This is a genomic window from Streptomyces sp. SPB162 (assembly GCF_029504575.1).
In the GTDB taxonomy this organism is placed as follows: Bacteria; Actinomycetota; Actinomycetes; order Streptomycetales; family Streptomycetaceae; genus Actinacidiphila.
In genome coordinates, this window is record NZ_JAQFII010000001.1 from 1,678,966 (window position 1) to 1,700,919 (window position 21,954).

Annotated in this window: 18 protein-coding genes; 7 read left to right on the forward strand and 11 right to left on the reverse strand. The window is 72.3% G+C overall.

Annotated elements, in window-relative coordinates; translation table 11 throughout:
- Positions 1 to 20 precede the first annotated feature (20 nt).
- The 3 genes from M2266_RS07815 to M2266_RS07825 form a co-directional block, all read right to left on the reverse strand.
- Positions 21 to 2,846 (reverse strand): penicillin acylase family protein, encoded by a 2,826-nt coding sequence (locus M2266_RS07815; RefSeq protein WP_277437501.1) that lies wholly within the window; start codon positions 2,844 to 2,846, stop codon positions 21 to 23.
- 154 nt (positions 2,847 to 3,000) lie between these two features.
- On the reverse strand, positions 3,001 to 3,789 hold the full coding sequence (locus tag M2266_RS07820; protein WP_277437502.1) for an aminotransferase class IV: 789 nt from the start codon (positions 3,787 to 3,789) through the stop codon (positions 3,001 to 3,003).
- Between the two features lie 49 nt (positions 3,790 to 3,838).
- Positions 3,839 to 5,377 carry a hypothetical protein gene (locus M2266_RS07825; RefSeq protein ID WP_277437503.1) on the reverse strand — a complete coding sequence of 513 codons (1,539 nt, stop codon included), beginning with the start codon at positions 5,375 to 5,377 and terminating at the stop codon, positions 3,839 to 3,841.
- 196 nt (positions 5,378 to 5,573) lie between these two features.
- Here M2266_RS07825 and M2266_RS07830 point away from each other — a divergent pair, with 196 nt between their 5' ends.
- Positions 5,574 to 7,007, forward strand: a complete 1,434-nt coding sequence (locus M2266_RS07830; protein WP_277437504.1) for an amidase — start codon at positions 5,574 to 5,576, stop codon at positions 7,005 to 7,007.
- A 118-nt stretch (positions 7,008 to 7,125) separates the two neighbouring features.
- Positions 7,126 to 7,587 (forward strand): MaoC family dehydratase, encoded by a 462-nt coding sequence (locus M2266_RS07835; protein ID WP_277437505.1) that lies wholly within the window; start codon positions 7,126 to 7,128, stop codon positions 7,585 to 7,587.
- A 13-nt stretch (positions 7,588 to 7,600) separates the two neighbouring features.
- On the opposite strand, the gene M2266_RS07840 is transcribed toward M2266_RS07835, so the two are convergent.
- Both M2266_RS07840 and M2266_RS07845 read right to left on the reverse strand, forming a co-directional pair.
- The gene (locus M2266_RS07840) at positions 7,601 to 8,218 is read right to left on the reverse strand and encodes a TetR/AcrR family transcriptional regulator (RefSeq protein WP_277437506.1); all 618 of its coding nucleotides are present in this window, start codon (positions 8,216 to 8,218) and stop codon (positions 7,601 to 7,603) included.
- Positions 8,219 to 8,303: 85 nt separating this feature from the next.
- Positions 8,304 to 9,464, reverse strand: a complete 1,161-nt coding sequence (locus M2266_RS07845; RefSeq protein WP_277437507.1) for an acyl-CoA dehydrogenase family protein — start codon at positions 9,462 to 9,464, stop codon at positions 8,304 to 8,306.
- Between the two features lie 61 nt (positions 9,465 to 9,525).
- Between M2266_RS07845 and M2266_RS07850 the strand changes: the two genes are divergently transcribed.
- Together M2266_RS07850 and M2266_RS07855 are read left to right on the forward strand one after the other, a co-directional pair.
- Positions 9,526 to 10,176 (forward strand): TetR/AcrR family transcriptional regulator C-terminal domain-containing protein, encoded by a 651-nt coding sequence (locus M2266_RS07850; protein ID WP_277437508.1) that lies wholly within the window; start codon positions 9,526 to 9,528, stop codon positions 10,174 to 10,176.
- Positions 10,169 to 10,675 carry a DUF402 domain-containing protein gene (locus M2266_RS07855; RefSeq protein ID WP_277437509.1) on the forward strand — a complete coding sequence of 169 codons (507 nt, stop codon included), beginning with the start codon at positions 10,169 to 10,171 and terminating at the stop codon, positions 10,673 to 10,675. The genes M2266_RS07850 and M2266_RS07855 overlap by 8 nt, the downstream gene beginning before the upstream one ends.
- A 204-nt stretch (positions 10,676 to 10,879) precedes the next feature.
- Here the strand turns inward: M2266_RS07855 and M2266_RS07860 are convergent, their stop codons facing one another.
- The 4 genes from M2266_RS07860 to M2266_RS07875 all read right to left on the reverse strand — a co-directional run bounded on the left by M2266_RS07860 (position 10,880) and on the right by M2266_RS07875 (position 16,623).
- A complete protein-coding gene (locus M2266_RS07860) occupies positions 10,880 to 11,962 on the reverse strand; it encodes a Zn-dependent alcohol dehydrogenase (protein WP_277437510.1) in 1,083 nt (360 codons plus the stop codon).
- A gap of 85 nt (positions 11,963 to 12,047) precedes the next feature.
- Positions 12,048 to 13,448, reverse strand: coding sequence for an aldehyde dehydrogenase family protein (locus M2266_RS07865; RefSeq protein ID WP_277437511.1), 1,401 nt, complete (start codon positions 13,446 to 13,448; stop codon positions 12,048 to 12,050).
- 208 nt (positions 13,449 to 13,656) lie between these two features.
- Positions 13,657 to 15,867, reverse strand: a complete 2,211-nt coding sequence (locus M2266_RS07870; RefSeq protein ID WP_277437512.1) for a molybdopterin-dependent oxidoreductase — start codon at positions 15,865 to 15,867, stop codon at positions 13,657 to 13,659.
- A gap of 141 nt (positions 15,868 to 16,008) precedes the next feature.
- Positions 16,009 to 16,623, reverse strand: a complete 615-nt coding sequence (locus M2266_RS07875; protein ID WP_277437513.1) for a TetR/AcrR family transcriptional regulator — start codon at positions 16,621 to 16,623, stop codon at positions 16,009 to 16,011.
- 115 nt (positions 16,624 to 16,738) lie between these two features.
- Here M2266_RS07875 and hmgA point away from each other — a divergent pair, with 115 nt between their 5' ends.
- From hmgA to M2266_RS07890, 3 genes are all read left to right on the forward strand, one after another.
- The gene (gene hmgA / locus M2266_RS07880; RefSeq protein WP_277437514.1) at positions 16,739 to 18,046 is read left to right on the forward strand and encodes a homogentisate 1,2-dioxygenase; all 1,308 of its coding nucleotides are present in this window, start codon (positions 16,739 to 16,741) and stop codon (positions 18,044 to 18,046) included.
- The gene (locus M2266_RS07885; protein WP_277437515.1) at positions 18,043 to 18,789 is read left to right on the forward strand and encodes a GntR family transcriptional regulator; all 747 of its coding nucleotides are present in this window, start codon (positions 18,043 to 18,045) and stop codon (positions 18,787 to 18,789) included. Before hmgA ends, M2266_RS07885 begins: the two co-directional genes overlap by 4 nt.
- A 184-nt stretch (positions 18,790 to 18,973) precedes the next feature.
- Positions 18,974 to 20,221: a type ISP restriction/modification enzyme gene (locus M2266_RS07890; protein ID WP_277441102.1), complete on the forward strand. Its 1,248-nt coding sequence runs from the start codon at positions 18,974 to 18,976 to the stop codon at positions 20,219 to 20,221.
- Positions 20,222 to 20,373: 152 nt separating this feature from the next.
- Here the strand turns inward: M2266_RS07890 and M2266_RS07895 are convergent, their stop codons facing one another.
- On the reverse strand, positions 20,374 to 20,637 hold the full coding sequence (locus M2266_RS07895; protein WP_277437516.1) for a hypothetical protein: 264 nt from the start codon (positions 20,635 to 20,637) through the stop codon (positions 20,374 to 20,376).
- 265 nt (positions 20,638 to 20,902) lie between these two features.
- A complete protein-coding gene (locus M2266_RS07900) occupies positions 20,903 to 21,697 on the reverse strand; it encodes an SGNH/GDSL hydrolase family protein (protein WP_277437517.1) in 795 nt (264 codons plus the stop codon).
- Positions 21,698 to 21,954 lie beyond the last annotated feature (257 nt).

Below are 21,954 nucleotides of genomic sequence, written 5' to 3' on the forward strand. Positions count from 1 at the left end.
TGTGCAGCGCTACCGAGCCGCTACCGGTGCGCGGGGAACTCGACGACCTGCTGGAACGTCGGCCGGTTCTGCCAACTGATCTTGTCCTGGGTGATCCCGCCCAGCGGTCGCTGGATGATCGCGTCGGAGCACCACTGGTCGCCCGCAGAGCAGTTGGCGTCGGCCGGGTAGACGGTGGTCGCGGGCTTCGCGACCGCCTGCTTCAGCGTGGCCAGCAGCACGTCGCGGCAGCCGCCGAGGGCGCCGCCGCCGCAGAAGGCCTGCGGTGTCCAGCCCTGCACCGGATCGCCGAGGACCGTCCTCAGGTCCTTGTCCGCGTAACTCCACCAGCCGTACTGGAACGCGCTGCCCGCGTGCGATCCGGTCGGTCCGTGGCCGGCCGACGGTGACTCGTCGATCGACAGGTTCGACGTCAGCGCCGTGTACAGGCCGTCGCCGAGACCGGGCCGGAACGCGCCGTCGACCAGCAGCGGCCACCACGCGTCCATGGTGCGGACCGCGTCCGCGTTCGCGTACACGTGGGAGCCCGCCGAGGTCTCCCTGCGCTTGCTGCCCGCCGCGCCCCAGTCGGACAACTGCTGGACGGCGGTGACCAGTTGCGGGTCGGTGACCGGCGCGCTGCGCAGCACGCGCAGCAGCTCGGGCAGGACGTCCTCGCCGCGCAGGTCGGTCAGCGCGGCGTCGGCCATCGCCTTGGTGAGCGCGGACCGGGTCACGCCGCCCGCGGCGACGAGCTGCTTCACCCGGTCGTTCAGCAGGTCCCCGCGGTGCACGGGGCCGTTGCCGAAGCCGGCCGAGGTGAAGTCCTTGGCCTGCTTGTTGTTCCAGGAGACGTAGTAGTCCTGGTCGACGGATTGCGGGTGCTGCGCGGGCGGGGTGTAGGTGGCGGTGTTCGTCGCCGGGTTCCAGCCCTGCCACTCGTAGGCGGCCTCCGCCTTCACCGGGAAGGAGGCGTCGACGCCGGCGGCCCGCACCGGATTCGTCCCGCTGTTGTAGTAGGCGGTCTGCCGCGAGTCCGCGTAGAACCAGTTGAAGGTGTAGTTGATGTTCTGGGTGGCCTGCTGGAACGAGGCCGCGTCATGGACGAAGCCGGGGTCGTTCAGCATCTGGAACCCGAGGATCGAGTCGGCCTCGTGCCGGTACGAGCTGCGCAGCGTCGTGTACGCGACCGCCTTGCCGCCGACCGTCGCGCGGTAGGCCACCGGCCCGTACGCGGTGCGGTAGACCTGCATCCGGTAGGAGCCCGCGGCGGTCGAGTCGGCGACCGTGGGCTTCCAGGAGTTGACGCGCTCCAGCTTCTCCATGGCCGTGCAGACGCCGTGGTAGAGGTAGTGCACGGCGTCCTGGCACAGCTCGACGGCGTAGGTGTCGGTGATGTCCTGGCCGGCTGAGGTGGCGCTCCAGGCGTAGTCCTGGCCGCGGCCGAGTTCCACGTACATCCCCAGCCCGGCGAACGAGGCGCCGCGCGCGCTGATCCCCGGGCCCTGGAGCTCCTGGAGCATCAGCAGCTGCGGTGCGAAGTAGCCGGTCTGCGGGCCGAACACGGCGAGCGGGTGGCCGCCGGCGGTGTGCGCGCCGCTGACCACCAGCGCGTTGGACATGCCCTTCTTGGTGGAGAACAGGTTCGCCGGCAGCGCGCCGTTGTCGAAGATGCCCTGCGCGGCCTTGAGCGGGCCGGCCTTGACCGGGGTCCTCACACCGGTCGCCGCGCCGCCGGTCTGGTCGTACACCAGCGGTTCCGCGACGACCGAACCGGCCGCCGGCATCGCGGCGCCCTGCGGGTTCGCGGGCTTGCCGGCGTACGGGAAGCTGGATCCGTCGTGCAGGGTCAGTGTGGCCTCGGGGTCGTTGCGCTCGCGGAACGTCTCCCAGACCGTGGTGCCCTGCGTGACGCCGTACTTCTGCTGAGCGGCGAGCAGCGAGATCGCGCTCTCCACCTCACCGCCGCCGCCTGAGCCGAAGAGCGCTCCGATGACCGAGCCGAGCGCGATCAGGTCGGTGAGTTTGAATGGCTGGATCTCGCCGGCGTTGGTGACCGCGTCGATCTGGCCGGTCAGCACGTACTCGCCGGGGAAGTAACGGCCGTTCTTCGACGCGGTGATGTAGGCGTTGATGCCGGCGACGTACGCCGTCACGTCGGCCAGCGCCTGCTGCCCGCGCGGGCCGCTGTTCGCCGTGAGCTGGTCCACTTGTGCCTGGAGGTCCGCCTCCGTGTACGGGGCGGCCCGCCAGAACTCCTGCTCCAGCTGTTGGTTGGCGGGCGCGCCGCCCGCGAAGGACGACAGCTGGCCGCGTCCCACGTGCCGGAACAGGTCCATCAGCCACAGTCGGTCCTGCGCTGCCGCGTAGCCCGCGCCGAACTCGGTTCCGTCACGGGTGATGCCCTTGATGTGCGGGACGCCGGTCTTCTTGTCGCGGGTGATGGTGACGTCGGCGCGGGGCGTGGTCACGGACGCGACCTGGCCGGACGGGACGCCGAAGGAGGCGTCGTTGAAGAAGCTGCTGATGGAGGAGTCGGTGAGCGACGGATAGCCGGTGGCGAGGTTGGCGTACGGTCCGAGCTGGTCGGCGGCGTGCGCGGGCCGGGTGCCGAGGACCTTGTGGGCGAGGATGTCGGCGAGCGTGGCGTTGCCGTTCTCGCCGGGCGGCAGGATGTCGCCGCACCGGCCCTGGCAGTAGTCGATGACGGGGTCGGCCGCCTGGGCCGCTTGCGGCAGCGGTACGACGACGGTGACGCCGAGTGCGAGCAGCGCCGCGGCGGTCACCGTTCTGAACGTGCGGGTGACCGCCTTGCCCTTGCGGGCGCCTACCTTGCCGGTGCGTAGTTTGCCGGTGCGTTGTGGCATTCCTGCTCCTCCCGGAGGCCGATGGGCCGGAGGTTACCGCCGGTACGCCCAGGCCGGAAGGTGAACATGCGTCACCTTTTTGTTCGGCATTTCCGGCCTCCGACACGTTTACCGACGACGGGAGGCCGTCTTCGCACGTCCGCCGCTCACCGGCTCACAGCGCGTCCCACGGAGCGGACTCGAAGAGCCCGATCACCCGCTTCACCAGTTCCGCGCCGGTCGGCAGGATCTGCTCGTCCAGCCGCCCGATCGGAGCGATCCCTCGCGAGTTGCAGGCGAACGCGCCGTCGAACGAGGCCACGTCCGCCACCGTCACCCGCCGGTGCCGCCACGGCACTCCGGCCGCGTCCATCTCCCGCTGGAGCACCCGCATCGTGATGCCGTGCAGAGCGGGGGCGTCGGGCCAGACGACCGTGTCGCCGTCCGCGAAGCCGACGTTGGTGATCGACCCCTCGGCGATCACGCCGCCGGGCCCGACGAGCAGCGCCTCGTCGAACCCGGCCTCCCGCGCGGCGTTGCCGAAGTACCCCTGGGCGAAGCCTCCGACGTGCTTCACGTGGGCGACGGGCCGCTGGTAGTCGACGGACATCAGGCTCTGCGCACCGCTCGGTCCGGGCCCCGGACCCCGGACCGACACCAGGAGGGAGACGTCATCGGCCCCGTCCGGACGGAAGACGTTGACCCGCACCGACGCGTCGACGTCGTCTCCGAGCGCGTGCCGAACCGCGTCGAGCACCCGCCCGCCGTCCAGACCGGTCCCGAACAACTCCCGCGTGCCTCCCGCCAGCCGCTCGAGATGAAAGTCGAGCCCGCGCACCGCGCGCCCCCTGACCTGCATGGCGGTGAAGTGCCCATAGCTGCTGACCATGACGAACCGCGCCAGGTCCTCGGCGGTGGCGGGGCGGCCGTCGATCTCGATCCGGAAATCAGGAGTACCAGTCATACCGGCCACTGAATCACGCCGCCCCCATGGGGCGCCGGGAGCCGCGGCCTCAGCTCGCCGCCGGAGCCTCCGGCAGCCAGCCGTCGAGCAGCCGCTCCATCACCGCCGTGGGAAGAGCGCTGTTCTCCGCCGCACCCGAGGCCACGTTCCAGTCGGGGTGGCCCAGCAGTTCCACCACAACCTCCGCGGGCAGTGCGGGGTGCCGGACGGCGAACCGGCATCCGTCGCGGTGTTCCAGACAGATCAGCAGCGTCTCCGCGGTGGCCGACGGGTGGCGGGCGATCGGGCGCAGCGCCTTGCGGACGGCGCGCGAGTCGAGCGCCATCCGGTGCAGCAGATCGGCGGGGCAGTGCGGGTTCGTGGCGACCGCGCTGTAGACGGAGGGCCCGTGCCGTTCCACGATGGCCAGCAGATGGTCCGCGGTGAGGGACGGGTGGGGCGCGATCCGTTTGGCCACGCCCGCGTCCGGGTCCGCAGCGAACCCGGTGAGCAGATCGGCCGGAAGGTCCTCCCTGACGGCGGCGAGTGCGCGCACCTGGGCGACGGGGGACGCGGCCAGCAGCCGCAGTTCGTCCTCGGAGGCGGCGGCGATCCTCGGCGGGATCTCCCGGGCAAGATTCTGACGGGCGGCGAGCGACACGAGCAGGTCCAGGGTGATGGCCGGGTTGGCGCCGACCGCGCGCCGGACCTCGGGCGCCGGGTCCCCGGCGAGGCGTCGCAGCAGCGGTCCGGGGACGGCGGGGTTGCCGGCGAGAGCCCGCCGGACCAACGCGTCTGCGTCGTCGGCCAGCACGGCATACACCTCCTCCGCGAGGCCGGAGCGTTCGGCGATGAGGCCGCGCTGCCAGGGTTCCGGCAGGGAGACCAACGCCGCCATGCCGTCCGGCGGCGTCGCGGGATTCTGCAGTGCGGAGAGCTGGATCTCCAGGATGCCGGGCGTGTGGTCGCCGCACTGGGCACGGCGCTCGTCAGGGTCCGCGACGGTGTGGCACGACCCGCACATGGTGGGCGGCGGGCTGCCGCCGTCGGCGAGCAGCCCGGTGAGGATGCGGGCGGGAACCTGGTCGTTGCGGGCGAGCGCGGACCGTACGGCTGTGCTCGGATGCCGCGCGAGCTTCTCCATCAGGTCGGACGGCAGCGCCGCGTTGAGGGCGAGTTCCCGCAGCACCTCGTGGTCCGGGTCGCCGGCGAGGACGTAGAACGTCTCGCCGAGGTCCTGTTCCAGGACCGCCACCTCGCAACGGACGTCGCGGTCGGGGCAGACGGCGAGCTCCGCCGCCCAGGAGAGCGGCGCCAGGCCGCTGACGAGTGCGGCGAGTGCCACCTTCGGGTCGTCCCGCGGCACTTCCTCCAACGGCAGGGACCCGGCCCAGATCAGTGTCTGCCGCACGGGCCCGCCGCCGCGCTCGACCAGCGCCCGCCGGAGTTCCGGCCCCAGGTCGGTCCGCGTGGCGAGTTCGCCCAGGAGGTCCTCGTCGGCACGGTCGATGAAGCGGGCGAGCAGACGACGCGGCAGGGCCTCGTTCTCGGCGAGGCCGCACAGTTGGGCCCCGTGTTCCAGCATCGGCCGGCTCACCGCTTCCGTCACCTGTCCTCCGTGATGTCGGCCCGCGTACGGGCACCACGGAATCATGACTCACTGTCGCCGGGCACGCGAGGCCGATTCCGTTCGTCGGGCGCGCACGGGGTCTGGCTTGCTACCGGCGGGTAGTGCGAGGATCGCGGCGCACGGTGACGTGATGTCGGGACAACATGATGTCGAACGAGCAGAGGACGGGACAGCCATGGCGCAGCTGCACGATCTGACCGCGGTGGAGCAGGCGGAGGGGATTCGGCGCGGGTCCGTTTCGCCGGTCGAGCTGACCGAGCACTATCTCGACCGCGTCGAGCGGCTGAACGAGAGCGTGGGCGCGTACATCACCGTGACCCCCGAGATCGCCCGCAAGCAGGCGGCCGACGCGGAGAGCGAGGCGCTGTCCGCGCGCCGCGAGGGGCGGGAACTGTCGCCACTGCACGGCGTTCCGGTGCCGGTCAAGGACCTCAACTTCGTGGCCGGGGTGCGCTGCACGCTCGGCTCGCGGGCGTACGCCGACCACGTCCCGGACATCGACGACCACGTGGTGACCAAGCTCCGCGAGGCGGGGACGATCCTGCTCGGCAAGACCAACACCCCCGAGTTCGGGCTGCCCTGCTACACCGAGAACCAGCTCGCACCGCCCGCCCGCACCCCCTGGGACCTGGAGCGTTCCGCCGGCGGTTCCAGTGGGGGCGCCGCCGCGGCGGTCGCGTCCGGACTGGCGCCGATCGCCCAGGGCAGTGACGGTGGCGGCTCGATCCGCATCCCCGCGTCCGTCTGCGGGCTGTTCGGCATCAAGCCGAGCCGGGGACGGGTCAGCGGCGGGCCGGTGCAGCACGATGTGAGCGGCCTGAGCACGTCGGGCCCGCTCGCCCGGAGCGTCGCGGACGCCGCCACGCTGCTCGACGTCCTGGCCGGCCCGATGCCGGGCGTCCCGTACGGCGCGCCCTCGCTGCCGCAGGGTGCGACCTTCGCCTCGTACGCCGGGGTCGAGCCGGGGCGGTTGCGGGTGGTCGCGCTGCCGACCCCGCCGGTGCCCGGCGTCGAACTACACCCGGACTGCCGGGCGGCGTACGACGGGGCGGCCGGGCTGCTGCGCGATCTCGGCCACCAGGTGGACGAGATGGAGCTGCCGGTGGACGACAGCGTCCGTGACGCCTTCAGCAGGGTCTGGGGCGTGATGTCGACCGTCTACCCGGTCGCTCCGGAGCACGAGGAGCTGCTGATGCCGCTCACCCGTCATCTGCGCGAGCAGGGCGGCCGGGTCTCGGGGTCGGAGTTCGCGGGCGCGCTGTACGCGTTCCGCGCGCTGGGGCAGCTGATCGCGGACGCGCTGCTGTCCTCGTACGACGTCATCCTGACCCCGACGCTCGCCCAGCCGCCCGCTCCGGTCGGCGGGCTGCGCGACGACGGCGACCCCGAGGCGGAGTTCGCCGGCCTGGCGGCCTTCACGCCGTTCACGCCGCTCTACAACGCCACCGGCCAGCCGGCCGTGAACGTTCCGCTGCACTGGACGCCCGCCGGCCTGCCGATCGGCGTGATGTTCGGCGGCCGGTACGGCGACGAGGCCACCCTCATCTCGCTCTCCGCACAGCTGGAGGCGGCCCGGCCGTGGGCGCGGCGGCACCCCGCGATCTGGTGAACGAGGGACGCTGATCCCTCCGGTGTCCGCCGTCCGGGCGTTGACAGGGCCGACGACCGGAACCATGCTGAGCAAGCGCTTAGTAACCCGTCGGACAGTTGGGCACAGGAGGCATCAGATGTCGCAGGCCAGGATCTTCGCTTCACTGGACGAGCTCCGGGCGGCGGTCGGCGAGCAGCTCGGTACGACCGGCTGGCTGGAGATCGACCAGAAGCGGATCGACCTGTTCGCGGAGGCCACCGGCGATCACCAGTGGATCCACGTCGACCCGGAGAAGGCCGCGCAGGGACCGTTCGGCACCACCATCGCGCACGGCTTCCTGACGCTGTCGCTGATCCCGTCGCTCACGCCCGACCTCTTCCGGGTCGAGGGCGTGAAGATGGGCGTCAACTACGGCGTCAACAAGGTCCGCTTCCCCGCGCCCGTCCCGGTCGGCTCGCGGCTGCGCGCGACCGCGCAGATCGCGGAGGTCACCGAGGTCGGCGGCGGCGTCCAGCTCGTCACCAAGGTGACGATCGAGCGTGAGGGCGGCGACAAGCCGGTGTGCGTCGCGGAGACGGTGGCCCGCTTCTACCTCTGAGGCCGCGGGGCGGCTACGGCCGCCTGGGGCTGACCATGCGCCCGACGAGGTCGGCGTAGAGCACGCCGACGTCGTCGGGCGTACGGCGTCCGTCGGGGTTGAACCAGCGGGCGACGTCGATGCACAGCGACAGGATGGCGAGCGCTGTGCCGGCGACGTCCGGCACGTCGAACTCGCCGGTCCGCACGCCGTCCTCGATGATCGAGCGGACCGCGCGCTCGGACTGGCGGCGCAGCGCGACGATCTCGGTGTAGTGGTCCTCGGCGAGGGCGCCCAGCTCGTACTGCACCACACGGGCGGTGTTGTGCCGCCCCGCGTGCCAGCTGACGAATGCCCGGACGGCGACGGCGAGCCGCTCGCCCGGCGCGCCGGCGCCGTTGGCCGCTTCCTCCAGCAGGCCGACGGAGCGCAGGTGCCCGACGCGGCTGATCTGGTAGAGCAGCTCTTCCTTGGTCTTGTAGTGGATGTAGAGCGCGGCCGGGCTCATGCCGGCGCGGCCGGCGATGTCCCGGGTCGTCGTCGCGTGGTACCCGCGCTCGGCGAACGCCTCGACCGCGGCGATCACCAGCCGGCGCGCGGCATCGGGCGTGACGTCGCTCCACGTGCCGGGCGTTCCTGCCTCCACATCCATGGCCGCCACCCTACAGCCAAGGTGAGCAAGCGCTTAGATACCGGCCGGTCGGTCAATACGACCGGCCGGCGCCCCGGAAGGCACCTCAGAACGCGGAGACCCCCGTCAGGGCGCGCCCGATGAGCAGCTTGTGTATCTGGCTGGTGCCCTCGTACAGCGTCATGACGCGGGCGTCCCGCAGCAGCTTCCCCGCCGGGTACTCGTCGATGTACCCGTACCCGCCGAACACCTGCAGCGCGTTGTTCGCGGCGCGCACCGCGGCCTCGCTCGCGTAGAGCTTCGCCACCGAGGACTCGGTGGCGAAGGGCAGCCCGCGGTCGATGTGGTCGGCGACGCGCCAGGTGAGGAGCCGGGCGGCGTCCACGTCCACGGCGATGTCGGAGATCAGCTCCTGCACCAGCTGGTGGTGGGCGATCGGCTTGCCGAACTGCTCGCGCTCCCCCGCGTACGCCACGGCGGCGTCCAGGCACGCCTGGGCGATGCCGACACAGCCGGCCGCGACCGACATCCGGCCCTTGGCCAGGGCGGACATCGCCACCGAGAAGCCCTTGCCCTCAGGCGCGATCATGGCGGAGGCCGGCACGCGGACGCCGTCGAGCACCAGCTCCGCGGTCGCCTGACCGCGCAGCCCGAGCTTCCCGTGGATCTCCCGACGGCTCAGCCCGGGAGTATCGGTCGGCACCAGGAAAGCGCTCACACCCTTGTGCCCGGGCGTCCGCTCGGGGTCACCGGTGCGCGCGAAGAGCAGCACGACATCGGCCCAGGTGCCGTTGGTGATGAACATCTTGGAACCGGTGATCACATAAGAGTCGCCGTCGCGCACCGCGCGGGTGGTCAGGTTCGCGGCGTCCGACCCGGTGCCGGGCTCGGTCAGCCCGAAGCAGCCCACCGCCTCACCCGACGTGAGCCGCGGCAGCCACGCGCGCTTCTGCTCCTCGCTCCCCCAGTACGCGATCGACTTGGCGACCAGCCCCAGCGACACCGACACGATGCCGCGGACGGCGGAGTCACCACGCCCCAGCTCCTCGGTGACGAGGCAGTAGGCAAGATGGTCACCGCCCGAGCCGCCGTACTCCTCGTCGATCGTGAGCCCGAGGAATCCGAGCGCGCCGAGCTTCTTGACGATCCCGCGGTCCACGCTCTCGGCGCGGTCCCACGCCACGGCGTGCGGCGTGATCTCGCGCTCCGTGAAGTCCCTGGCGAGCTGCCGGACGGCGGTCTGCTCCTCCGAGAGCGCAAGGTCCACGAGGGCACCTCCATAAATTAGCACCGCTAGTTTTGAGTACGCAGGCCCTACTATGCGTCCCATGGCCCGCCCTCGCAAGCCCCTCCTGAGCCGCGAACTCATCGTCGCGGCCGCCCTGGCCCTGGTGGATACGGAGGGGCTGCAGGCACTCTCGACGCGGCGGCTCGCGGCCGAACTCGGGGTCAGCGGGCCGTCGCTCTACAACCACTTCAAGGTCAAGGACGACATCCTGGACGCGGTGGCCGACACGGTCGTCTCCCAAGTCGATCTGTCGATGTTCCAGGGCGGCCCCGACTGGCGGACGGCGCTGCTGGCATGGGGCCGCTCCTACCGCGCGGCCCTGACCGCGCACCCGAACATCGTGCCGTTCCTCGCCCAGGGCCCGGGCCGCAGACCGGCCGGCCTGCGGATGGCCGACGCCGTCTTCGGCGGCATGGTGGACGCCGGTTGGCCCCCCGCCCAGGCCACCCGGATCGGCGCCCTGATGCGCTACTTCGTCGCGGGCTCGGCCCTCGGCTCCTTCGCCCGCGGCTTCGTCGACGACGCGGGCGCGTACGACCCGGCCGACTACCCCCGCCTCGGCAGCGCGCACCTGCTGGCGGAACACCAGCAGCAGGTGGACGAGGGCGCGTTCGAGACGGGCTTGCGGGCGCTGGTCGACGGGCTCGCCATCCAGTACCAGGACGGCGGCTACGATGCCCCGCATGTCTGACGACGTACGGGTGAGGTACCGGAAGTACGACAGATCGCTGCACTGGAACATGGAGATGCGCCGACTGGGCGAGGACGAACACGGCGTCTGGCTCGGCGTGCCCGCCGACAACGTGATGCGGAAGGGGCACGGCCCGGACATCTCGTTCCCCGAGGCATACGTGCTGCTGTTCCCCCACGACCAGTGGTGGACCGCCACGTTCAACGCGGCACCACGCTCGACCGAGATCTACTGCGACATCACCACACCGCCGCAGTGGATGTCCGCGACCGAAGTCACGATGATCGACCTGGACCTCGACGTGGTCCGCAAGCGCGGCGTCCCGGCTCCGGTCCTCATCGACGAGGACGAGTTCGCCGAACACCAGATCCGCTACGGATATCCGGCTGACGTCATCGCCCAGGCCGCCGAAGCGGCGCAATGGCTCATGCGGCAGATAGGCGACGGAGCCGAGCCGTTCACGACGGTCTACCGCGAGTGGCTGACCCACGTCGAGTAGAACCTGTCCGAACGGACAGCCAGTGCTCTGGCCGTGTTGCGAAAGTCCCGCCTGGCCCACGACGACTGGCCCGCACGCCTGCTGCGTTGTCGGGCTCGTCCAGGTACGTCCGGTACGAGGACGACCCTCCGCCGTGCAGTCGCCCGCACCGGACGCCGCGGACCCCGCCCTAGCGGGCGAACGGCGCTCCTTTCGCCACACGCCCTAGAAGACCACCAGAGCCCGGCCACCCACACCGCGCGACATCGCCGAGAACGCCGCCGGGATCCCCTCCAGCCCGATCCGTTCCGTCACCATCGCCCCCAGGTCCAAGCGCCCCGCGCGAATATGCTCCGCCAGCACCGGCAGGTCCCGCGCCGGATCGCTGTTCCCGTACACGCACCCCGACAAAGTGCGGCCGAAATAGAAGAGTTCCAGCGCGGAGAACGTGACGACCTGATCGGCGCCGCCGATACCGACCACCGTCGTCCGCCCCCCGCGCCGCGTGGACGACCACGCCGTGCGGATCGTGTCGGCGCGGCCCACGCACTCGATGGCGACGTCCGCCCCGTACCCGCCGGTGAGTTTGCGGATCTGCTTCGCCGTGTCGTCGGAGGCGAGCAGGAAGTCGGTGGCGCCCGCCGCCCTCGCCAGTTCCTCCTTCGCGGGCGAGACGTCGACGGCGATCACCGGCCCGGCATCCGCGATCCGCGCGGACTGCAGCACGGAGAGCCCGACGCCCCCGACGCCGAAGACCGCGACCGACTCCCCACCGCGGACCCGGGCGGCATGGTGGACCGCCCCGTAACCGGTGAGGACCGCGCAGCCGAGCAGCGCGGCGTCGGTGAGCGGGATGCCGTCCGGAAGCGGCAGGATCGCGTTCTCGGGGACGACCGTCTCCTCGGCGAAGACAGCGGTTCCCAGCCCGGCGTACAGCTCGCTCCCGTCGGAGGCGAGCTTCGCGTACGGGGCGGTGGCGCCGGCGCCCGCGTTGGCGCAGAGCCACGGCTCGTCGAGGGCGCAGAAGTGGCAGGCACCGCAGGAGGGGGCCCAGTTGAGGACGACGCGGTCGCCCGGTGCGACTGCCGTGACCCCCTCCCCGACCTCGATGACGGTTCCGGCGCCCTCGTGCCCGAGGACGACCGGGACGGGCTGCCGCAGCGTCCCGTTGGACAGCGACAGGTCGGAGTGGCAGACGCCCGCGGCGGCGAGGCGGACCCGGACCTGGCCGGGGCCCGGTGCCGGGATCTCGATCTCGGTGACGATCAGGGGCTGGCTGACGGCGGGAAGGACGGCGGCGCGGACCACGGGGTTCCTCTCGGACTCTCTACTCGGACTACGGACCACCACCTCACGGCCGGACGAACCGCCGACCGGCCGTGAGCGCGGAGCCTCAGAACTGGAGTGACTTCGTCTGCAGATACTCCGCCAGCCCGTGCGCACCCAGCTCGCGCCCGACCCCCGACTGCTTGTAGCCGCCGAACGGCGCCAGCGGGTTGAACCGGCCGCCGTTGATGTCGACCTGCCCGGTGTCCATGCGGCGCGCGAAGGCCACGGCCTCCGACTCCTCCCCGGCCCACACCGCCCCCGCGAGACCGTAGACGGTGCCGTTGGCGATGCGCAGCGCGTCGTCCTCGTCCTGGTACTTCAGGATCGCGACGACGGGGCCGAAGATCTCCTCCTGGGCGATGGCCATGTCCGGGGTGACGTCGGCGAAGACGGTCGGCCGGACGTAGTAGCCGTCGCCGAACCCTTCGGGGGCATCCGGTCCGCCCGCGACGACCCGGGCGCCCTCGTCGATTCCGCGCTGGATGTAGCCGCGGACCCGGTCGCGCTGCTTGGCGTTGACGACGGGGCCGAGCCGGTCCCCGGGGACGTACTTGGCGGCGGCGGCCGTGGCGATCTCCACGGCCTCGTCGTACCGGTCGGCGTCGACGAGCATGCGCGTCCAGGCGCTGCAGGTCTGGCCGGAGTTGGCGAAGACGTTGCCGAGCCCCACGTTGACGGCCTTGGCGAGATCGGCGCTCGGCAGGATGACGTTGGCGGACTTGCCGCCGAGTTCGAGGGCCACGCGCTTGACGGCGGCGCCGGCGGTGGCGCCGATCTGCTTGCCGACCGCGGTCGAGCCGGTGAACGAGACGAGGTCCACGTCCTCGTGGGCGGCCAGCGCCTGTCCGGCGACCGGGCCGAGACCGGTGACGAGGTTGAACACCCCGGCCGGGATGCCCGCCTCGTCGACGGCCTCGGCGAAGAGCTGCGCGGTCAGCGGGGTGTCCTCGGCGGGCTTGAGGACGATCGTGCAGCCGGCGGCCAGCGCGGGCGCGACCTTGGCGACGATCTGGTGCAGCGGGTAGTTCCAGGGCGTGATGGCACCGACGACACCCACCGGCTCCTGCAGCACGGTGGAGTTGCCGACCTTCTCCTCGAAGGCGTACGACGCGGCGAGCTGCGCGTACGAACCGGCGACGGCGATCGGCAGGTCGGTGTGGACGGCGGCCGCGAAGCCGAGCGGGGCGCCGAGTTCGGCGCTGATGGTCGCCGCGACCTCCTCACGGCGGGCGGCCAGCCGGTCGCGCACCGCGCCGATGAGGGCGGCACGGTCGGCGGGCGCGGTCGCGGCCCAGCCGGGGAGCGCCGCCCGGGCGGCGCGCACGGCGGCGTCGACGTCCTGCGCGGTGCCGGCCGGCACGGAGGCGATGACCTGCTCGTCCGCCGGGTTGACCACCTCGATCGACTCGTGCCCGGCGGCGGGGCGCCAGGCCCCGTCGATGTACATGCCGTCGTGAGCCTTCACGTCGTCGTCCTCCCGGTAGGGGGCGGGTCTGCCCGATCCGCCCAAACTAGCGCCGTTAGTTTTCGCACGCCAGAGGCTCTCCCGTGCTCTGGCTCACGTCGCGGCCAAGGTCCGCAACCCGCCCGACCGACGCCCGCGCACCGCGCCGGCAGGCGTCCGCGCACCGTACCGGGCGTCGGGTACCGGGCGTCGTGTACCGGGCGTCGGATCACCTGCTGGACGGCAACGCCGAGACCTGCACCGGGAAGCCGTTGAGCACGGCGGTTCCGGAGAGCGGGTCGAGGCGGCTGCCGTCGAGGAGCTGGTTGACGTTGACTCCCGGGCGCAGCCCGGCGGTGGCGAGCCGCGTGCCGTCGCGGTCGTGCCCCCAGCCGTGCGGCAGGCTGACGACGCCGGGGCGTACGGCGTCGGTGACCTCGACCGGCGCCTCGACCTCGCCGCCGTCGCCCTTGATCAGGGCGGTCGCGCCGTCGGCGAGCCCGAACCTGGCCGCGTCCTCCGGGTGGACCTGCAACGTGCACAGGTTGGTGCCGCCGGAGAGCGCCGGCAGGTTGTGCATCCAGCTGTTGTTGGAGCGCAGGTGCCGGCGGCCGATGAGGACGGGTCCCGCGGCCCGCTCGGTCAGCGAGCGCAGCAGTCGCGGCACGTCGGCGGCGATCGGCGCCGGGGCGAGTTCGATCCGGCCCGACGGGGTGCGCAGCACCTCGGGGACGCGGGGGGCGAGCGGGCCGAGGTCGATGCCGTGCGGCTGGGCGAGGACCTTGTCGAGGGTGAGACCGTACGGGCCGAGCCGGAGCATGAGGTCGATCCGCCGCTCGTATCCGGTCTCGCCGTCGAGCCGGGCCGCCAGTTCCGCCGGGTCGCCGCCGTGCAGCGGCGAGTGCGGGTCGGCGGTGGCGCGGGCGAGCAGCCGGGCGATCGCCTGTTCGTCCACGGCGGCGGGGTCCGCGTCCGGCGCCCCGCCCGACAGGATCTGGACGAGCCGGGCGTAGATCTCGGGCTCGCCGGGGCGGCCGTCCTCCAGTTCGACGGCCGGGCGGCTGTAGCGCACGGTGTTGCGGACGGCGAGCGTGGAGAAGGCGAAGTCGTAGTGCGCGCTCTGCGTCGGCCGCGGCGGCGGCAGGACGACGTGGGCGTGCCGGGAGGTCTCGTTGAGATACGGGTCGACGCTGACCATGAAGTCAAGACCGGCCAGGGCCCGGTCCAGGCGGTGGCCGTCGGGCGCGGAGAGCACCGGGTTGGCGGCCAGCGCGATGACGGCGCGGACACGGCCCTCGCCGGGGGTGTCGATCTCCTCGGCGAGCGCGGCCGTGGGCAGTTCGCTCTTCACCTCGGGGTGACCGGAGACCCTGCTGTGCCAGCGGCCGACGGTGAACCCCTTGCCGGGCGCGGCGGGCCGCGGTGCCCGCGCGGTCGGGGCGAGCGGGAACATGGCACCGCCGGGCCGGTCGAGGTTGCCGGTCAGCACGTTGAGCACGTCCACGAGCCAGCTGCACAGGGTGCCGAACTCGACGGCGGTGCTGCCGAGCCGCCCGTAGACCGCGGCGCTGGACGCGGCCGCCAGTTCGCGGGCGAGGGCGCGGATCTCGGCGGCCGGCACCTCGCACACGCCCTCGACGGCCTCGGGGGTGAAGTCGGCCGCGAGCGCGCGCACCTCCTCCACCCCGGTCACGTGGTCCGCGAGCGCGCCGAGATCGGTGAGGTCCTCGGCGAACAGCACCTGCACGACCGCGAAGAGCAGCGCGGCGTCGGTGCCCGGCCGCAGTGGGACGTGCCGGTCGGCGACCTCGGCGGTGCGGGTGCGCTTGGGGTCGATGACGGTGATCCGTCCGCCGCGCCGCCGCAGCGCCTTGAGCTTGCCGGGGAAGTCCGCGGCGGTGGCCAGGCTTCCGTTGGAGACCAGCGGGTTGGCGCCGATGATGAGCAGGTGGTCGGCGCGGTCCAGGTCGGGGACCGGGATCGCGTTGGGGTCGCCGAAGAGGTAGCCGCAGGCGACGTGCTTGGGCATCTGGTCCAGGGTGCTGGCGGAGAAGATGTTGCGGCTGCCCAGCGCGCCGAGGAGCTGCGCCGGGTAGAGGCCGCCCGCGACGGTGTGGACGTTGGGGTTGCCGAGGACGACTCCGACGGCGTCAGGCCCGTGCGCGGCGGTGACCGCGCCGAGCCCGGCGGCGACGGCGGCGAACGCCTCGGCCCAACCGGTCTCGACCAGCCGGCCATCCTTGCGGACGAGGGGGCGGGTCAGCCGGTCGGGGTCGGCGTCGAGGGCGCCGAAGGTCGCCCCTTTGGGGCAGATGAAGCCGGCGCTGAACACGTCGTCACGGTCGCCGCGGGCGCTCGTGACCGTGTCGCCGTCGAGGGTGAGCGTCAGACCGCAGGTGGCCTCGCACAACGGGCAGATTCGCAGGGCGGTACGGGTCATCGGGCTCTCCTGGGACGACGGCGACACGCGTACAGCCGAGCATACCGACCAGTATGCATGTGTGAACCCCCATGACGGTTGTCATCAGCCGACCGCGTGTCGCGCATCGTCAGCAGCGGCCCGCCCCCGCGCCTCCCGCGCTTACCGCGCAAGATAGGCCCGCAGCAGCCGTTTGGTCTCCGCGATCACGGCCGGATCCCCCGCCGGATCGGTACGGAAGGCCAGCTGGAGCAGCGCGTCGGCGGCTTCCACGCTGATCACGAAGGTGAGCCGGGCGTACGCGTCCGCCGGGTCGAGGCCGAGGCGCCCGGCGAGCAGCTCCAGCAGCCGGTCGGCGACGTGGAGGTTGGGCTCGGATTCCCCGGGGACGCCGAAATCGACGAGCTCGAACCCGGGGGTGGCGCCCTTCATCGCGATGTACTCGTCGACGACCACCTCGACGACCACGTCGAGGGGTAGCGGCCCCACGCCCGATCCCGTCCCGGCACCACCCGCCGGCTCCGCCAGCCGGGCCGTGACGCGCTCCAGGTACCGGTCGAGATTGCGCTGCGCCAAGGCGTCGGCCATCGCCCGCTTGTTGGAGAAGAACCGGTAGACGGAGCCGATCGGGACACCGGCCCGGACGGCGACCGCGCGGGTGCTGAGGCTTTCGTAGCCGGCATCATCCAGCAGCGCGGCGCAGGCATCCAGGATGCGGCCGAGGCGTTCGGTGCTGCGCTGCTGCACCGGCGCCCTGCGGAGCCCTTGGCCGGTCACGGCGCCCCCCTTCGGGGCCAGCCTAGCGGCGGACCGCCCCAAGGTCATTGACGGTTTGCCGCACTCATTCCTATGGTCAACCATAGGAATCGGACAACGGCACCGGGAGCGCGCGATGGGCAGCACACACGGCACGGACCTCACGTACTCCCCCGGTTTCGGGAACGAGCACGTCAGCGAGGCGGTGCCCGGAGCGCTGCCGATCGGCCGGAACTCTCCACAGCGCGCCCCACTGGGCCTGTACGCGGAGCAGCTCAGCGGCACCGCCTTCACCGAGCCCCGGCACCAGAACCGCCGCAGCTGGCTGTACCGGATCCGCCCCTCGGCCGCGCATCCACCGTTCCGCCGGGTCGGCAACGGCGCGCTGCGCAGCGCGCCGTTCCTCGACGTGGAGCCGGACCCCAACCGGCTGCGCTGGAGCGCGCCCGCGCTGCCGGACGTCCCCACGGACTTCGTCCAGGGCCTGGTCTCCGTCGGCGGCAACGGCGACGTGCTGCGCCGCGAGGGCATCGGCATCCACTGGTACGCGGCCGACACCTCGATGACGGACCGGGTCTTCTCGTCCTCCGACGGTGAGTTCCTGATCGTGCCGGAGCACGGCACCCTGCTGCTCCGCACCGAGCTGGGCCTGCTCCAGGCCGGCCCCGGTGAGGTGGCGCTGATCCCGCGCGGGCTCCGGTTCCGCGTCGAGCTGCTGGACCCCACGGCGCGCGGCTACGTCTGCGAGAACTACGGGCAGGCCTTCCGGCTCCCCGACCTCGGCCCGATCGGTGCGAACGGGCTGGCCAACGCGCGGGACTTCCTGGCACCGGTGGCGGCCTTCGAGGACCGCGAGGAACCGGTCGAGGTGATCAACAAGTTCGGCGGCAACCTCTGGGCCGCGACCTACGACCACTCGCCGCTCGACGTCGTCGGCTGGCACGGCAACTTCGTCCCGTACGTGTACGACCTGCGGCGGTTCAACGTCCTGGGCTCGCTGAGCTACGACCACCCGGACCCGTCGATCTTCACCGTGCTGACCTCCCCCTCCGACACCCCCGGGCTGGCCAACGCCGACTTCGTGGTCTTCGCGCCGCGCTGGCTGGTCGGCGAGGACACCTTCCGCCCGCCGTACTTCCACCGCAACGTCATGAGCGAGTTCATGGGCCTGATCGAGGGCGCGTACGACGCGAAGGCCGAGGGGTTCGTCCCCGGCGGTGCCTCGCTGCACAACATGATGTCGGCGCACGGCCCGGACCGCGCCACCTTCGACAAGGCCAGCGCCGCCGAGCTGAAGCCGCAGAAGGTCGACGACGGGCTGGCCTTCATGTTCGAGACCCGCTGGCCCGTCGTGCCGACCGCCGACGCGCTCGCCGCCGACCACCGGCAGGAGGGTTACGACGAGGTGTGGAAGGGCCTCGAGCGGCACTTCGGGACGTCATGACCGCCTTCGCCCCGGACTCGATCGTCCTCAACCGCAAACTGCCGCTGTGGTACCAGGTCTCGCAGTCGCTGCGCGCCTCGATACTCGGCCGCCGCCCGGACGCCCCGCTGCGGCTCCCGACCGAGGACGATCTGGCCGGCCACTACGGCGTGAGTGTGCTGACCATGCGCCAGGCGCTCAAGGAGCTGGAGACCGAGGGGCTGATCAGCCGGCACCGGCGGCGCGGCACGTTCATCGAACCGGCCGCGCTGCGCGGCGCGCCGGTCCGGCTGCTGGGCTCGGTCGACGCGATCGTGGCCCAGCAGTCCGGTGAGCGGACCGAGGTGCTCGGGCACGGGACGGCGCCCGTGCCGCCCTGGGCCGCCGAGCACTTCCCCGGCCTGGCGGAGGCGGCCTTCTTCCGGCGGCTGCGCCGCGAGGAGAGCGGCGAGCCGACCAACTGGGCGGAGAACTTCGTCCGTCCGGACCTCGGCCGCCGCATCGATCTGGCTGATCTCGAACGGTGGCCGATGACGAAGGTCCTGCGGGACGTGCTCGGCGTGCGGATCAGCCGGATCACCGACACGGTGGAGGCGCGGCTGGCGGACCCGGAGACCGCCCGGCTGCTCGACGTCCCGCTGCTCAGCCCGATCCTGCACTACACCGGGGTGACGTACGACGAGTCGGGCCGCGCGGTGGACGTGGTGCGGATCCACTACCGCGGGGACCGGTTCTCGTTCACCGTGACGATGGAGGCGCGCTGACGCCGCCGGAGGCGCGCCCCCCGGCAGACCGGCGGTGCGGCCGTCACCTCGGCTCAGTACGATGCCCTCGGTGGGAAGCGCATCCGCGAATCCAGGCGCTGGGGAGGCCCGTGACGTGACACCGCCACGAGCCGCCGGCTCCAACTCCGGGGCGGCCCACGTCGCTCCCGTGCTCGCCGATCTGATGCCGTGGTCCGTGCCGCCGCTGGTCTACGGCCGGTCCTGGGCGGTGGCACCCGACGCGAAGGCGCTGCGGGCCCGCTGGGACGCGCTGCTGGCGGCGGCCGACGACGCGGAACGCGAGCGGCTGCTGCGGCCGAGCCGGGCCCGCGGGCTGCACACCCCCGCGCCGCAGCTGGCGGTTCCGGGACGGGAGGGGCGGCCCGCCGCCACGACCCGGCTGGCCCGCGAGAGCGGCCGGTGCCCCGAACCGGTCCGCGTCCTGCACGGCGCCTTCGACCTGCAGTGGCTGATTCCCGACCACCGGCTCATCGACGCCGCCCGCCCCGAGCTGTGGCGGGTCGCCGACGAGCGCCAGATCTTCGCGGTGGAGCAGGCCAGGCTCCCCAACGTCCCCGGTCCCGCGCTGTCGTTCGGCGCCGTCCTGCCCGACGGCCGCTCGCCCGCCGGCAAACCGGGCAGGATCCGGCCGCTGTACCGGCGGCCCGGCGGGCAGGACCCCAACCTCGCGCCCGGCCTGACCGAGCTGCTCGGCGAGCTCCTCGGGCTGCCGGTGGGCGCCGAGGACGTGCTGGCCTGGATCACCGTCGCGGGCCTGCCGGCCCGGGACCCGCGGGAGGGTGTCGCGGTGCCGCTCACCCGCGACCCGGAACTGTGGCTCGCCGCCGTCGAACTGGGCCGGACGTCGATCTGGCTGCACACCCGCGGCGAGCGCTGCGCGGATCCCGCCGCCGGCCGGCCCGCCGGCCAGCCCCGGCTGCCCGGCGGCCGACGCCCGTACGTCCGCGCCCCGCTGCCCGCGGTGCCGCGGCCCGGGGAGCTGGCGTACGACCCGGAGGAGGAGGCGCTGCGGATCGGCGAGGGGCTGATCTCACCGGTACCGGCCGCCGCGTGGGAGTTCCACGCGGGCGGGGTGCGGGTGCTGGAGGCCTGGTATGAGCGGCGGGCGGCCGTCGCGGCTCCGGCGACGCTGGAGGCGCTGCGGCCCGCTCGCTGGACCCGGGAGACGACCACGGAGCTGCTCGAACTCGTTTCCGTACTCACCCTGCTGGCCGCGCTCCGACCGGAGCGGCGGAAGCTCGCGGAGCGGCTGGCGGCGGAGCCGGGGTCGCGGCGGGCGCGCGCGGCGGGAATCTCCGCCGAAGCACTGCGCCTGGCGGGGGTCCTGCCCGCGCCCGTGGGGGCGCGGCGGCCCGCATCGGTGCTGGACCATCACGAGGAAGGTCCGGACGGGCAGTTCGCGCTGCTGTGAGGCGTCGACAGGACGCCACGGGTGTTACGGGTGGTGGAAAGCGTCCGAACGCAGGTGGACGCGCGTAGAGCCCTTGCCGTTCACGGCGAGCACACCGCAACGCCGCTGGCCGCAGCGTTGTGCCGGGACGGTGTGACCGCCGGAAGGTGGGATCAGCCGCGGCTGCCGAACAGGGAGCGCCGCAGGCGCCGCAGCGGCGCGAACAGGGACACCCGTGCACTGCGGCTCGCTTTGGTGCGCGCCGAATCCCGCGAGGTCAGCTCGCGCATCAGCAACGTCGCCTCCGCACTCTCACGGTGCGGGACGACAGGGCCGCCCAGTATCGCGAGATGACGATCCAGACGCGTGCTGGTCGTGCTGCTTCCGCAGTTGATGGCAGGCACTCTCGGCCTGCTACGCATAACTATCTGTTCCATGACACTCCCCACCCGTACGAGGGCACCCGGCCCGGGCAGGGTAACCCTATCGCCCCGACGCGTCACCTGCGCATCCCAGGCCCCGGATTGACCCTCCGGCTCTGGGTGTTGACGACTGAACAGCGAATTACCGCCGCGCGCAAGGAAGTTGGCGAACGGCGGACAGTGAGAGCCTACCCCCCTCCCGGCCGTTCCATCATCGCCGCGACCGGCCGCCGTCGGCGTCGACCACGACACCGGCGGCGGCCGGGACGAGCGGTACGGATCAGGCGGCGGAGCTGAACGCGGGCAGGTAGCCGCCGGACTGGCCGGCCGCCTTGGGGTGGTAGGACTCGTCGATCGGGAAGGTCAGGCTGTTCAGCCAGGGCGATCCCGAGCAGAGTTCGTGTCCGGTGAAGGTGCCGCGCACATCGGCGAAGCCGAAGCCGTGGTCGGCGGCGCGCTTGGCCGTCACGGTGTCGAGTTCGTCGGCCGCGCCGTTGATGGCGGCGCGCGAGGTGTCGCTGAGACCGGCCCAGCAACTGCCCCCGATCTTGTAGAAGTGCGGGTAGCCGACCACGACCACATGGGCGTTGGGGGCCTTGGCGTGGATGGCGTTGTACACGTTGTCGAGGAGGCCGGGGAGGGTGTTGTCCGCGTAGGCGCGGGCCGTCGCGATGCGGGCCAGACAGGTGCTCTCGGAGTTGAGCACGCAGGTGGTCATGACGTCGGCGAAGCCCGCGTCGTTGCCGCCGATGCTGATACTCACCAGGCCGGTGGACGCGTTGAGCGGCCCGAGCTGGTTGTTGAGCACATCACCCGTTTTGGCGCCCGAGCAGGCGGTGAAGGCGAACGCTGACGGGGCGTGAGCCGCCGCCCACAGCGCCGGATACGCCTTGGTGCTGCGCTTGCAGGCACCGCTGGAGCTGTCGTAGCTGCCGGCGCCGACGCCCGCGGAGTACGAGTCTCCGAGGGCTGCGTACGAGGGCGCCGCGGCGTGCGCGGGGGCCGCGCCGATGAGCGCGAGGCCAGTGGTGAGGATCAGCGCGGATACGGCTGATGCCAACCGGGACAGTCTCATGGAACCTCCCTGGGCAGGATCTCTGCGAGACCTGTTGTACCGGCCGGTAACCCCCGGGGGAAGTATCCCGACCACGAATTTTTGTCGTGTCCATTGCATTCATATGAAAAGTCCGCGACAGCTCGACTCCGCGCCGACCGAACCGCGTTCAAACCTCGTCCGCGCCTCGTTCCGGCCGCGTCCGCGCCTCGTGTCCGCCTCTTCGGCCGGGGCACGTTTCCGCCCCGGAAAAGCACTGGGCGGAAGCGGCTCCCGTG

Bases quoted from the DNA above. Each gene is read 5' to 3' on its own strand.
- M2266_RS07815 (WP_277437501.1), bottom strand. From the start codon at position 2,846: ATGCCACAACGCACCGGCAAACTACGCACCGGCAAGGTAGGCGCCCGC.
- M2266_RS07820 (WP_277437502.1), bottom strand. From the start codon at position 3,789: ATGACTGGTACTCCTGATTTCCGGATCGAGATCGACGGCCGCCCCGCC.
- M2266_RS07830 (WP_277437504.1), top strand. From the start codon at position 5,574: ATGGCGCAGCTGCACGATCTGACCGCGGTGGAGCAGGCGGAGGGGATT.
- M2266_RS07835 (WP_277437505.1), top strand. From the start codon at position 7,126: ATGTCGCAGGCCAGGATCTTCGCTTCACTGGACGAGCTCCGGGCGGCG.
- M2266_RS07840 (WP_277437506.1), bottom strand. From the start codon at position 8,218: ATGGATGTGGAGGCAGGAACGCCCGGCACGTGGAGCGACGTCACGCCC.
- M2266_RS07850 (WP_277437508.1), top strand. From the start codon at position 9,526: ATGGCCCGCCCTCGCAAGCCCCTCCTGAGCCGCGAACTCATCGTCGCG.
- M2266_RS07855 (WP_277437509.1), top strand. From the start codon at position 10,169: ATGTCTGACGACGTACGGGTGAGGTACCGGAAGTACGACAGATCGCTG.
- M2266_RS07870 (WP_277437512.1), bottom strand. From the start codon at position 15,867: ATGACCCGTACCGCCCTGCGAATCTGCCCGTTGTGCGAGGCCACCTGC.
- hmgA (WP_277437514.1), top strand. From the start codon at position 16,739: ATGGGCAGCACACACGGCACGGACCTCACGTACTCCCCCGGTTTCGGG.
- M2266_RS07885 (WP_277437515.1), top strand. From the start codon at position 18,043: ATGACCGCCTTCGCCCCGGACTCGATCGTCCTCAACCGCAAACTGCCG.
- M2266_RS07890 (WP_277441102.1), top strand. From the start codon at position 18,974: ATGCCGTGGTCCGTGCCGCCGCTGGTCTACGGCCGGTCCTGGGCGGTG.
- M2266_RS07895 (WP_277437516.1), bottom strand. From the start codon at position 20,637: ATGGAACAGATAGTTATGCGTAGCAGGCCGAGAGTGCCTGCCATCAAC.
- M2266_RS07900 (WP_277437517.1), bottom strand. From the start codon at position 21,697: ATGAGACTGTCCCGGTTGGCATCAGCCGTATCCGCGCTGATCCTCACC.